At 65.3% G+C, this 12,228-nt stretch carries 14 protein-coding genes; 10 read left to right on the top strand and 4 right to left on the bottom strand.

Annotation, left to right across the window (positions count from 1 at the left end; all coding sequences use genetic code 11):
- Positions 1 to 110 precede the first annotated feature (110 nt).
- Both CXQ88_RS15515 and CXQ88_RS15520 read right to left on the bottom strand, forming a co-directional pair.
- Positions 111 to 335 (bottom strand): hypothetical protein, encoded by a 225-nt coding sequence (locus CXQ88_RS15515; RefSeq protein WP_104045037.1) that lies wholly within the window; start codon positions 333 to 335, stop codon positions 111 to 113.
- Between the two features lie 44 nt (positions 336 to 379).
- A complete protein-coding gene (locus CXQ88_RS15520) occupies positions 380 to 670 on the bottom strand; it encodes a hypothetical protein (protein ID WP_258061918.1) in 291 nt (96 codons plus the stop codon).
- A 289-nt stretch (positions 671 to 959) separates the two neighbouring features.
- On the opposite strand from CXQ88_RS15520, the gene CXQ88_RS15525 reads away from it, so the two are divergent.
- The 7 genes from CXQ88_RS15525 to CXQ88_RS15555 all read left to right on the top strand — a co-directional run bounded on the left by CXQ88_RS15525 (position 960) and on the right by CXQ88_RS15555 (position 9,396).
- Positions 960 to 1,877, top strand: coding sequence for a metallophosphoesterase (locus CXQ88_RS15525; RefSeq protein WP_104045039.1), 918 nt, complete (start codon positions 960 to 962; stop codon positions 1,875 to 1,877).
- A 28-nt stretch (positions 1,878 to 1,905) separates the two neighbouring features.
- Positions 1,906 to 3,384 (top strand): bifunctional cytidylyltransferase/SDR family oxidoreductase, encoded by a 1,479-nt coding sequence (locus CXQ88_RS15530; protein WP_104045040.1) that lies wholly within the window; start codon positions 1,906 to 1,908, stop codon positions 3,382 to 3,384.
- Positions 3,381 to 5,009 carry a class I SAM-dependent methyltransferase gene (locus CXQ88_RS15535; RefSeq protein ID WP_146069229.1) on the top strand — a complete coding sequence of 543 codons (1,629 nt, stop codon included), beginning with the start codon at positions 3,381 to 3,383 and terminating at the stop codon, positions 5,007 to 5,009. The genes CXQ88_RS15530 and CXQ88_RS15535 overlap by 4 nt, the downstream gene beginning before the upstream one ends.
- The gene (locus tag CXQ88_RS15540; protein WP_104045042.1) at positions 5,006 to 5,257 is read left to right on the top strand and encodes a hypothetical protein; all 252 of its coding nucleotides are present in this window, start codon (positions 5,006 to 5,008) and stop codon (positions 5,255 to 5,257) included. The genes CXQ88_RS15535 and CXQ88_RS15540 overlap by 4 nt, the downstream gene beginning before the upstream one ends.
- The gene (locus tag CXQ88_RS15545; protein ID WP_104045043.1) at positions 5,254 to 6,573 is read left to right on the top strand and encodes a family 1 glycosylhydrolase; all 1,320 of its coding nucleotides are present in this window, start codon (positions 5,254 to 5,256) and stop codon (positions 6,571 to 6,573) included. The genes CXQ88_RS15540 and CXQ88_RS15545 overlap by 4 nt, the downstream gene beginning before the upstream one ends.
- Positions 6,563 to 7,696 carry a glycosyltransferase gene (locus CXQ88_RS15550; RefSeq protein WP_104045044.1) on the top strand — a complete coding sequence of 378 codons (1,134 nt, stop codon included), beginning with the start codon at positions 6,563 to 6,565 and terminating at the stop codon, positions 7,694 to 7,696. The genes CXQ88_RS15545 and CXQ88_RS15550 overlap by 11 nt, the downstream gene beginning before the upstream one ends.
- 140 nt (positions 7,697 to 7,836) lie before the next feature.
- On the top strand, positions 7,837 to 9,396 hold the full coding sequence (locus tag CXQ88_RS15555) for a M20/M25/M40 family metallo-hydrolase (protein WP_104045045.1): 1,560 nt from the start codon (positions 7,837 to 7,839) through the stop codon (positions 9,394 to 9,396).
- 62 nt (positions 9,397 to 9,458) lie between these two features.
- Here CXQ88_RS15555 and CXQ88_RS15560 read toward each other — a convergent pair whose 3' ends face one another.
- Positions 9,459 to 9,797: a YnfA family protein gene (locus CXQ88_RS15560; RefSeq protein ID WP_104045046.1), complete on the bottom strand. Its 339-nt coding sequence runs from the start codon at positions 9,795 to 9,797 to the stop codon at positions 9,459 to 9,461.
- A gap of 103 nt (positions 9,798 to 9,900) precedes the next feature.
- Positions 9,901 to 10,641: an aquaporin gene (locus CXQ88_RS15565; protein WP_104045060.1), complete on the bottom strand. Its 741-nt coding sequence runs from the start codon at positions 10,639 to 10,641 to the stop codon at positions 9,901 to 9,903.
- A gap of 46 nt (positions 10,642 to 10,687) precedes the next feature.
- Here CXQ88_RS15565 and CXQ88_RS15570 point away from each other — a divergent pair, with 46 nt between their 5' ends.
- The 3 genes from CXQ88_RS15570 to CXQ88_RS15580 form a co-directional block, all read left to right on the top strand.
- Positions 10,688 to 11,359, top strand: a complete 672-nt coding sequence (locus CXQ88_RS15570; RefSeq protein WP_104045047.1) for an arsenate reductase/protein-tyrosine-phosphatase family protein — start codon at positions 10,688 to 10,690, stop codon at positions 11,357 to 11,359.
- 146 nt (positions 11,360 to 11,505) lie between these two features.
- Positions 11,506 to 11,928: an arsenate reductase ArsC gene (locus CXQ88_RS15575; RefSeq protein WP_104045048.1), complete on the top strand. Its 423-nt coding sequence runs from the start codon at positions 11,506 to 11,508 to the stop codon at positions 11,926 to 11,928.
- Positions 11,929 to 11,956: 28 nt separating this feature from the next.
- Positions 11,957 to 12,228: NAD(P)/FAD-dependent oxidoreductase (locus CXQ88_RS15580; protein ID WP_146069230.1), on the top strand; the 272-nt coding region annotated here is incomplete at its 3' end.

The following is a 12,228-nucleotide window of genomic DNA, read 5'->3' on the forward strand; positions in this document are numbered from 1 at the left end:
CCATGGCTCTGGCCAGTGGTTTTGTGCCACATTAGCGCGGGAAGGAGCTCAATGGGAAGAGGACGAAGCATGCCGACGGCGCTTCGGGACTGTCGCCGTCGGGCGTCACCTCAGGGCGCCTCGCTGATGATTTCCCTGGCCGCCATGGCCAGCAGGTCGCGCTGGAGGGCAGGCAGGGAGATCAGTCCCTCCACGTAGGCCCGGACCTCGTATTCGCCGGCAGCGCCGCTCATGCTGAAGTACTGCAGCCAGAGCTCCGGGACCGTGATGTCTGCTTCCAGTAAGGCGGAATTGAGCTCGCTTCGCTCCTCCGGCTCGTGCGCCTCGAATCCCACGGCTGCCCCCTATATAGCGTCGTATGGCGCGCTGCCCGGCAACGTCAGGCGACGTCGGGGTAGCTGTAGAGGATGTAGTCCGCCGCGGCGGGGCCGGTCATGTGCAGCTGGGAGTGCTTGATGTCCACGCCACAGCGCTTCATGCCGGCGCGGAAGGCCTGGTCGGATTTTGCACGGAAGCCGTGCAGCGCTGCCCAACTGACGTAGAGGCCGTAAAGGCAGTCCGGCCCCAAAGGATGTTCGGCCGCAGCGTCATGGACGGTGGCTTGGTCAAGGAACTGTTGGAAGTGTGAGGACGGCATTATGGCCCAATCCGTTTCTGCAAAATGTGCCACCGGCTTGCTCCAGCAGCTACTTTCCCCGGCCAGTGCAGAAGGGCCAGGGAGGACGGGAGTAACGCCCGTCACACTCCTGAATCTACCCGCGGCGGGCAAGGAAGTACAGCCACCCGCCGTCGGCCTGCAGGCACGCCGCGGGTAGCGCCAGCACCCGACCGTAACAAAAGACAGGTCTTCCCAACATTTCATAAGCGTGCTTATTATGTTCTACCCCCGACGGCATGCAGAGCCCGTCAGCACACCTTCCCGAATGGGCTCCGCCGCGGGAAAAAGCTGAAAGGCTCCCATGCACCTGCTCCGGTCCGAGTACTCAACCCCCAACCATGTGCTTGTCCACGTGAGCGACCCTCATTTTGTGGAAGAGGGGCTGTTGTACGGCGAGCTGGATCCCCAAACGGGGCTGGTGGAAGTCCTCAATGCCGTTGAGGCCAGCGGGCTGAAGCCGGAAGCCATCATCTTTTCCGGCGATCTCACGGACAAGGGCAGCCTGGAAGCCTACCGGCGGTTGCGGACCACGTGCCAGGCTTACGCCGAGCGGATGGGCGCGCAACTCATCTGGGCCATGGGCAACCACGACGAACGTTCAAATTTCCAAAAGATGCTCCTGGATGAGGCGCCGCAGACGTTTCCGGTTGACCGCAGCTATCACTTGGGAAATCTGCGGGTGCTGGTCCTGGATTCCTCAACGCCCGGCCACCACCACGGAGAAATCAACGATGAGCAGCTGCGCTGGCTGGCCGGGGAATTGGAAACAAGGGCCGACGACGGCACCCTCCTGGTGATCCACCACCCGCCTGTCCCGCCGGTCCAGGAACTCGCCGTGCTTTCGGAGCTGCGGAACCAGGACGGCCTGGCGCGTGTGCTCAAAGGCAGTGACGTCCTCGGGATCCTCTCCGGCCACACGCACCACAGCGTCTTTTCAACCTTTGCCGGCATTCCCGTATCGGTGGCCGCCTCCACCAGCTACAACCAGGACCTGGCCATGCCCGCCGGCGCCATGCAGGGCCTGGACGGCGCCCGTTCCTTCAGCCTGATCCGCATCCACAACCGGACCTTTGTTTCCGCAGTGGTCCCGGTGGGCGAGTACCCCCGGATGAGTTCCCACGTCACCGCCGAGGAAGCCCGGCAGCGGATCCAGGCCGCATCCATCGCCATTCCCTCCGCCACCGAGAACGCAGGAGGCACCCCCACCGGCCGCCACTAGGCCGTCAAGTAGACAGAAAGGACCAGCCATGGACCAGAACCCACCTTCTCCAACCGGCGCGAGCCGCCGCAACGTCGCGGTCATCCTGGCCGGAGGAGTCGGCGCCCGGATGGGCCTGGACATACCTAAGCAATTTGTCCCGATCGCCGGCCGCACCAGCCTTGAGCACACTGTGGAGCTGTTCCAGCACTGTGATCTGGTGGACGAGGTCATCGTTATGATGGCCCCGGGCTACATTCCGCGTGCCGAGGAACTGCTCCTGGGAAAACCCGGCAGACAACCCGGCACGCCGGGTGGGAAAGCAGCCAATAAGTTCAGCAAACTCACGGCGATCCTTTCCGGCGGCACAGACCGCAGCCAAACCTCATGCCTTGCCCTGGACGCCATCGCGGACAAAAACGCCAACGTCATCTTCCATGACGCCGTCCGGCCGCTGCTCGACGGCGACATCATCCTCGCCTGCATCCGCGCACTCGACGTCTATGCCGCCGTCGATACCGCCATCCCCTCAGCGGACACCATCATCGAAGTGGATGATGAGAACTTCGTCCGCGCAGTGCCGCCGCGGGCCAAGCTGAGAAGGGGCCAGACGCCGCAGGCGTTCCGGCTGCCGGTCATTTCCGAGGCGTACGAGCGGGCCAAACAGGACCCGGACTTCTTCGCCACGGATGACTGCTCGGTTGTCCTTAAGTACTGTCCCGATGTCCCCATCTTCGTGGTGGACGGGGACGAGGCGAACATCAAGATCACCCAGCCCATCGACATCCATCTTGCGGACAAACTGTTCCAGCTCAAGCACAAAACCGTGCTGCCGAACGGGAACGCGGACGCGCTCCGCGGCTCCATTGTTGTGGTCTTCGGTGCAAGTTCGGGAATCGGCCTGGAGCTCGTCCAGCAACTCGAAGCCGAAGGAGTCCTGGTGGCGGGCCAGAGCCGCACCGGCAACGGCACCTTTGTGGAGGACCGCGGCTGCGTAGCCCAGGCGCTCGCCTCGGCGGCAGCCGCCCACGGCCGCGTGGACCACGTTATCCTCTCCGCAGGCGTACTCAGCGTTGGCCCGCTGGCCCAGCTGACCGACGAGCAACTGCACCACGATCTCGACGTGAACCTCACGGCGGCTTTCATCGTTGCCCAGGAGTCGCAGAAGTACCTGGCTGAGAGCAAGGGATCGCTGACGCTTTTCGCCTCAAGTTCCTACACCCGTGGCCGGGCCAACTACACGGTCTACTCCGCCACCAAGGCCGCCATCGTGAACCTCACCCAGGCGCTCGCGGACGAGTGGAGCTCGGACGGGATCCGGGTCAACTGCATCAGCCCCAGCCGGACCGCCACTCCCATGCGGACCAGGGCGTTTGGGGCGGAGGAGGAAGGATCCCTGTTGCCCGCCGCGGCAGTTGCCGGGGCGAGCATCCAGGTCCTGGCTTCGGCCATGACGGGGCAGGTGGTGGATGTCCGGCTTCCCTACACGGACCCGTCCAAGGACTCCGAACTGGTGGCCCAGCCATGAGCCACGACCTTGAGATACGCAGCGTCCATAGCCACAGCCATAGCCTCCAGGCGGACAGGTTGTCGCTTATCCTCGCGGGGCCGCCGATTCCCGGAAATGCCACCTTGTCCATCCTGCTGGGGGACAGGCCCATTTGGAATATCCGTGCCGGCGAGGCTGCACGGCGTGGCTCCGGCTGCTGCACCATCGACTGGCCGCCCGCCCTCGCCGGCCGCCTGTCCGGCTGGGCTCGGCTCAGCGTGCTGCAGGACGGAACGCCGTTATGCCCGACGGCGACAGTCACCTTTGATGATTCACCGCACCAGTTCTCACTCGAGGAGCCCGGAACCGGGATGGCGCAGATCATCAATAAGTGGGGGCGGATCGCGCGGAACTTTGAAGGCCAGCGTGCCCACCTGATCGACGAGGCGCTGGATGAGGCCTGCAAGCTGGTGGAGTGGGCACGGGGCCGCGGCCAGGAACTCTTCGTCACCGGAGGCACCCTCCTGGGTCCCGTCCGGGACGGCCGGGTAATGCCGGGCGACGACGACGTGGACCTGGCCTACCTTAGCCCGCACGAAAACCCATCGGACATTGCGCTGGAGGGCTTCGAGCTGGAACGGGCCCTGCACGCGCAAGGTTACGAAACCGTCCGGCATTCCGCAGGGCACCTGCAGCTGCTGTTTCCCGGAGCGGACGGCACGGACCGGTTCTACCTCGACATTTTCACCTACTTCAACGTGGGGGGCTGGTTCCACGGCACGTTCCATGCCCGCGAGCACACGGAAAACGTGGGCATCTTCCCGCTGCGCACCCTCACCATCAACGGGCGGGACCTGCCGGCCCCGGCGGAACCGGAGCAGATGCTCGCGGCGATCTACGGACCCAGCTGGCAAACCCCTGATCCTGCGTTCCGGTTCACCACGCCGCCGCCCGCCCGCCGTCGTTATGACAACTGGCTGGGCAGCCTGGACGGCGACAGGGAGAACTGGGAGGACCACCACCGGGCGCTGCTCCGTACTAAAGACAGGCCCGGAATTGAAGACGGGCCCGGCGAAGAAGGCGTGGCCGCCGGGCGGGCGCCCTCGGCCTGGGCGACGGAGCTGGCCCGAGAGCTTCCCCCGGGGTCCCGGATCCTGGAGCTCGGCTTCGGGCTCGGCGCGGATGCGAAGCACTTCGCGGAGCAGGGCCACCACGTGGTGGCTGTTGACTACAGCCGCCCTGCAATCGAAAACCTGCGCCTGCATCAGGCCGGCACCGGCACCCTGGAGGCCCGACGGGTGAACCTCAACTCGCTCCGGGAGACCGCACCGCTGGCCGGCCTCGCGAACCACGGCAATGGTCCGCTGCACGTGTACGCCAGGCTGCTGCTGAACTCGCTCAACGGGCAGGGCCGGGAGAACACCCTGACGCTGATCGGGCACCTGCTGCGGAGCCAGCAGACGGCGGCCGAGGCTTTCCTGGAATTTCAGTCGGCGGAGTGCGAGCCGCCGTTCCCGGACTGCCGCTTCCACGTCCCCGTCGATGTTGCCGCCCTGAAGAGCAGCCTCGCAGAGCTGGGGCTTGAAGCAGAAGAAGTTACACCACAACCCGGGCGCCAAGGCGCCAAACCCGTTCGCCGACTGAAAGTGAGGGCCCTGCCATGAACGATTTCCTGGGCGATGCTTTGACCGAGCACGAGCCCCTGAGCGACCCGCTGGAGGAGATGAACCTGCGGTTGGCTGTGGCCGCGGCGGACATCGCAGAGCTGCGTGCCGAGATCCTCCGGCTGGACCGGGACCTGGATGAATCCCGGCGGTTAAACCTGAGGGCGGCGGAGCTGCTGGACCTCGTCTACGTGCAGCTGGCCGGCAACACGGGCCGTACCCTGCAGGGGGAAGGGGCGGGGATATGAGCGGACTCGACATCATCGGTGCCTTTGAGAGTACGTACCTTCCCCGGCACGACACAGACATATTCGAGTCAACCGCCCACGACGTCCAATGGAAGCAGGACCTCGGACTGCTGACCAGCTGCGGAGTGAACAGGTTGAGGTATCCGGTCCGCTGGCACCGGGTGGAGGCCGAGGAAGGCGTCTTTGACTGGCAGGACACGGACAGGGTGCTGCACTATCTCCGGGACAACGGCTTCCGGCCCATCGTGGACCTGGTGCACCACACCAGCTATCCCCGGTGGATGGAGGCCGGTTTCGCGGACCCCCGTTTCCGCACCGCCTACCTGCGGTACACCGAAGAGTTTGCCCGGCGCTACCCCTGGGTGGAGGAGTACACACTCTTCAACGAGCCCTTCTCCACCCTGTTTCTCACCGGACACGAGGCAATCTGGCCGCCCTACCAGAAGGGCCTCGACAACTTCGTGGCCCAGATCCTCAATGTGCTGCCGGCCGTGGCCGAGGCCAGCCGCGCCTACAAGGAACTGCTTTCGGACGCCAAACACGTGTGGGTGGACACCTGCGAGCACCACACCGGGGCCGGTGCCGGCGGAAGCGCGTACGCCACCATGGCCAACGAACGCCGGTTCCTGGTGCTGGACAGCTTCCTGGGCAAAGGCTACGACCCCCACGGCCCCCTGGCGGAACTGCTCCGCGACGCCGGGGGAGAGAAGCTGCAGGACCTGGAACCGGGACGGATCGACGTGCTGGGCATGGACTACTACGCCCACTGCCAGTGGCACTTCGATGACAGTGGCGGTTCGCCCAATACGCCGTACCCGCTGCCGCTTGCGCAGCAGATCTACCTGTACTGGGACCGCTACCGGCTGCCGTGCCTCCTCACCGAAACCAACGTCCGCGGCTCCACCTCGGACCGGGCCACCTGGTTCAAGTACGTCCTGGAGCAGTGCGAACGGGCACGGCACATGGGCGTTCCCCTCGAAGGCCTGTGCTGGTTCCCGGTGATCGACTCCACGGACTGGAACACGCTCCTGTACCGCAGCGACGGCCATATCGACCCCGTGGGCGTGTATTGGCTGGACGACGAGCTGGCCCGCCAGCCCTCCGTGATGTCAGAGTCCTACGCGAAAGCCGCCGCCGGCACGCCGTCGAACGAGCTGCCTGCCTTCACGCTGGGCGAACCCGTGGCCACCTGGCTGCGCGGTTACGAGCCACAAATGTCCCACTGGAACTGGACCCCGGCCCCTGACGCGGATCAGGGAAACAGCCTGCCCAACACCAGGACCCGGATGGAATTGAGGATAGTCAATGCAGAGTGAACTGATCGTTTTGTCGCATCTCCGTTGGGACTGGGTCTGGCAGCGTCCCCAGCACCTCGTTTCCCGCCTGGGTTCCCGCTGTTCCACCTGGTACGTGGAGGAGCCGCTCACGCCGTCGCCCGAATTTACGGGGCGGAACCGGATGAACCACACGCAGGTGGACGGGCTGAACCGGGCCTGGCTGGAGATCCCGGAGCAGGGCCACCACGTGGGCTTTTTCGACCAAGTAATGCCGGACTACATCGAGCAACTGCCCGAACTGATAGGCCCGCCCGCAGGGGAGAGGGTGGTGTGGCTCTACACCCCGCTGGCACTGGAACTGGCCCTCGCCCTCCAACCCACCACACTCGTGTATGACGTGATGGACGATCTCGCCGCCTTCAAGGACGCCCCGCCCGAACTGGTGGTGAGGCAGCGGCAGGCGCTCCGCCGGTCCGACGTCGTATTTGCCGGCGGCCGCTCGCTCCACCGGTCCATGGTGCGGCAGGGCCGCGCGGACACGCTGCTCTTTCCCAGCGGTGTGGAGCCGGAGCATTACCGGACCCCGACGGCGGAGTCCAGGGTTCCAGGGCAGCGTCCCGCCGCCGGATACGTGGGTGTGCTGGACGAACGGCTGGACCTGGGGCTGATCGCCGGCCTGGCCCAAGCACTGCCGGAGTGGGACATCAAAATGTACGGGCCGGTGGCAAAGATCGATCCGGCCAGCCTGCCCCAGGCGCCCAACATCAGCTACGAAGGGTACACCTGCTACGCGGACCTTCCAGCGGCGATGGCCGGCCTGGATGTGGCCCTGATGCCGTTCGCCCTGAACGAGGCAACCCGCTCCATCAGCCCCACCAAAACCCTCGAGTACCTTGCGGCCGGCCTGCCGGTGGTTTCCACGCGGGTGCCGGATGTCGTCGCGGATTTCCCCGGAATCGTGCACCTGCGTGACGACGCCGCCGGCTTCGCCTCGGTATGCCGGACGCTCGGCCAGCGGGATCCGTCGCGCGGGCCCAAGCCGAAGACCCGCGAGCTCCTGAAGAAGTACCACTGGGATGCGATCGCGGCCCAGATGGCGGAGTCCGTCTTTGTGGGCGGGGTCCAGGAGCCGGAGACGGCAAGCGCCGGAGCCATGGCCTGACCGTCTGTTCACCAATCCACACGTTGCACTGCGAGAGAAGGAGCTGAACAACGATGAACGGAGTACCCCAGCACAGCGACCTGCCGCTCAACCCGCCGTCGCAGGGCGATCCCACCAACCCGGCCCAGCCGCGGTGAGCCATGGAGCAGCATCACGGCGTCGAGGACCACGACGGCGGCCCGGAGCACCCGGCCCTGGATAACGACGGTCAGGATAACGACGACGCCGCGGGCCTTCGCTCCTTCGTCCAGTCCCGCCGGGCCGAGTTGGAGGGCCAGCTGGCCGAGTGGGTGCGTGTGCCCGGGGTGCTGGGGGAGCACGCAAAGGACCTGCTCCGCTCCGCCAACTGGCTGGCGGCGGCGTTCCGCGAGGTGGGCTTCCCGATGGTGGAGATCCTCCCCACCGGGGAGTCCCACGCCGTGTACGCCGAATGGTGCGAGGCGCCCGGCGCACCCACCGTCCTGGTGTACAGCCACCACGATGTGCGGGTGTCCAAGCCCGAGGAGTGGGACCAGACCGTCCCCTTCGAACCGGTGGTGCGGGACGGACGGCTATACGGGAGGGGCTCCTCGGACGCCAAGGGGCAGATCCTGGCCCACCTGTGGTCGCTTCGCGCCCACCTTGACCAACAATCCACACGCGTTATCACTTCCGACCCCCAAAACCCGGACGCTCTATCACTTCCTGCAGCCGAAACCCCAACGCTCTATCACCCGGCAGGGGCTTCGACGGCCTCAACCGCCCGACCAGCCGTCAACCTGAAGTACCTCGTTGAGGGGGAGGAAGAAGGCGGGTCGCCGCACCTGGCCATGCTGCTCGAGGAGCAGCCGGACCGGTTTCAGGCGGACCTCGTGCTCTTCTCGGACACACTGCTATTCCGTGAGGACCACCCGGCAATGTGTGTGAGCCTTCGCGGCATGGTGAGCGCCCACCTGGAAGTGACCGGCCCTGAAGTGGACGTGCACAGCGGCGCCGTTTCCGGTGCCGTCCCCAACCCGGCTTTTGAAATAAGCAGGGTCCTCGCCGGTCTTCATGACGACGATGGCCGGATTTACATTCCCGAATTTTATGACGACGTGGCGCCAGTGCCGGACGACTTTCGGAAGGCGCTCGCACGCCTGCCGTTCACTGAAGAGGACTGGCTGGAGCGCTCGGAGACGGGAAGCATCACTGGCGAACTGGGGTACACGGTGCCTGAACGCCTGTGGCTCCGCCCGGCCGTGGAGGTCACGGCCTTGATCGCCGGTGATCCTGTCGGGATTTCCAGCGCCGCCGTTCCGTCCGTGGCCGCAGTGGATTTGAGCCTGCGGACAGTAATGGGCCAGCGGGTGGAGAAGGTGGCGGAGCAGCTCCGGCAATGGGTCCGGGACACGGTGGGGGACAACTACGGACACACCCTCAGCGTGGACCTTGAGACGGCCCAGGAACCGTACTGGACCCCGGATCATCCCGCTGTCCCAGTGTTGGAGCGAGCCATGGCCAAGGGCTTCCGCTCTTCCGAGGTGGGGCGGATGGGCAACGCCGGCGGCGGTCCCGCAACGCTGCTCAGCCGGCAGCTGGATTCTCCGGTCCTGTTCTTCGGGACCGGACTGGTGGAGGACCACTGGCACGACAGCGATGAGAGCGTCAACCTCGAAGTCCTGGTGAACGGCGCCGTCACGCTTGCATGTTTCTGGGACGAACTGGCCCAAACGGGGTGACGGGGGACGCCGTCGGACGTTTGGTTTAGAGGAGGAACTGCTGCTGGTGAGCCTCAGGTTCTTTAAGCAGCGTTCCGCGGGGCGAACATGATCACGGCAACACCGAGCAGGCAGATCGCAGATCCCGCGATGTCCCACCTGTCGGGCCGGAAGCCGTCAAAGGCGATGCCCCACATCAGTGATCCGGCAACGAACACGCCCCCGTAGGCGGCCAGTATCCGGCCGAAGTGCGCGTCAGGCTGCAAAGTGGCAGCGAAACCGTAAATGCCTAGCGCAATAACGCCCAGTCCTGCCCACCACCATGCCCTGCCCTCCCTGACGGACTGCCAAACCAGCCATGCGCCGCCGATCTCAGCGGCGGCGGCAAATATGAACAGCAGGATTGTCTTCGCGATAGCCACAGGGCCATCATGGCAGCCTTGTGTGCCGGCGCGTCGCCCTCATCCGCGTTGCGGGTTGAACACGTGGGGAGCGGCGCTCGATGTCCTCGCTATGTCAGGAGGACTAGGAGTTGCCTTTGTCCGCCTCGTGTGGGAGCACGACGTCGTCTGCGGCGCGGGCCGCGTGCGGGAACAGAAGGAGCAGGAGTCCTACGCCCACTGCCGCGCCAATGAGCTGGGCGATGACGAACCCGGGGACGGAGCCTGGTGCGATGCCAGCGAAGGTGTCGCTGAAGATGCGCCCGACAGTCACGGCGGGGTTGGCAAAGGACGTCGAAGACGTGAACCAGTACGCCGCTCCGATGTAGGCGCCCACCGCAGGTGCGGCGAGGACGCCCCGCTTCGTGGCGGCGAGGGTGAAGATCAGCAGGATAAGCCCGGCGGTAGCAACCACTTCACCGAGCAGATGCCCGCCGGTGGCGCGGTCCTTCCCGGAGATGGAGGTGCCCACCTCAAACATGGCGTTCGCGACCACACTGCCGCTGACCGCACCGAGAGTCTGTGCGGCCACATAGGTACCCAGCTCCGGCAGGGTCAGTCCCGTGCCGCTGCGCCGGCCGAGGAGCCAGTCCACGAGTGAGACCACAGGGTTGAAGTGCGCGCCGCTGACGGGCCCGAACACGAGGATCAGGACCGTCAAACCCAGCACCGTGGCGGTGCTGTTCTGCAGCAGCTGCAGGCCAACGTCGTTGGGGGAATGCTGCTGGGCCATGATCCCGGAGCCCACAACGATCATCACGAGCAGGCTGGTGCCCAGAAGCTCAGCGACGGCGCGGCGCCACAGCGGAGGTTGGTTTGTAGTCATGGCACCAAGCTTGACGCAGAAACTTATCTCAGTCAAAATTGAGTCAATGAAAACTGAGTCAGCAGATGTGTTCCTGTCGAGGGTCGCCAAGCACGCGGCCCTCGCCGATCCTGCCCGGCTGCGGATCGTCGACCTGCTGACCCTTGGGGACTTTTCGCCCACGGAACTTCAGGCTGAACTGGACATGCCCTCGAACCTGCTGTCCCATCACCTCCGCGCACTGGAAGGAGCGGGCCTGGCGACCCGCCGCCGCTCGGAGGCCGACAAGCGCCGAAGCTACATCCGCCTTGCCGCTGGGGCGCTGGAAGGCCTGGCGCCGGGCGTTGAATATGGCGCCACGCGCGTTTTGTTTGTCTGCACCCGCAATAGCGCCCGTTCCCAGATTGCCGCCGCTCTCTGGCGGCAAGTCAGCCAAATCCCCACGACTTCGGCGGGAACGCACCCGGCGGACCGAATCGCGGAAGGAGCAATCGACGTCGCCCGCCGCCATGGAGTGAACCTCCCGGAGGTTCCGCCGCGAAGGCTGGGGGAGTTGGCTGGCGGGGACTTCGTTGTCACGGTCTGCGACAACGCCCACGAGGAACTGACCAGCCTGGGTGGAGTCCATTGGTCCGTGCCGGATCCGCTCCGGATCAACACCGAGGAGGCCTTTGAAAACGCCTTCGCCGATATCTCCAGCCGCATCAGTGACCTCGCGCCGCGGATGCGCGCAGCCTGACGCCGCCCGCCCTGCACGTCATATTGACAATCATCAATGCATCGTCCGATACTTCCTTCATCGACCAACTTCAATATCTCGATGGAGGACGTGCGGGCGACGACTCAACCACCGATCCACCCCTCACTGATTACAGGAGCAAAAGAATGAGCACCGACACTGCTAAGAAGCCCTCCGTCCTGTTCGTCTGCGTCCACAACGCCGGCCGTTCCCAGATGGCCGCCGCCTTCCTCACTACGCTCGGCAAGGGTGAGATTGAGGTTCGCTCCGCCGGATCCCAGCCCGCGGACAAGATCAACCCTGCCGCCGTCGAGGCCATGGCTGAACTGGGTATCGACATGTCCGCCGAGGTCCCGAAGGTTCTCACCACCGAGGCCGTGAAGGAATCGGACGTGGTGATCACCATGGGCTGCGGCGACGAATGCCCCTACTTCCCGGGCAAGCGCTACGAGGACTGGGTCCTGGAAGACCCCGCGGGGAAGGGCGTCGAATCGGTCCGCCCTATCCGCGACCAGATCAAAACCCGAATCGAGGGCCTGATCGAGTCCCTCGTCCCGGCTGCCAAGTAGCCCGCCCCGGACACCAGGAGAGACACCGATGAGCAACAACGAAACCTCCGCAGGCGCCAAGGCAGAGCAGCTGATCATCATTGGCTCCGGCCCTGCCGGTTACACCGCCGCGATTTACGCTGCCCGCGCGGGCCTCGAGCCGCTGGTGCTGGCCGGTTCGGTGACCGCGGGAGGTGCCTTGATGAACACCACGGAAGTGGAGAACTTCCCGGGTTTCCCTGGCGGCATCCAGGGGCCGGAGCTGATGGACGGGCTGCAGGAGCAGGCCGAGAAGTTCGGTGCCAAGGTGATGTTCGACGA

Source organism: Arthrobacter sp. ZGTC412, assembly GCF_002929215.1.
Taxonomy (GTDB): domain Bacteria; phylum Actinomycetota; class Actinomycetes; order Actinomycetales; family Micrococcaceae; genus Arthrobacter.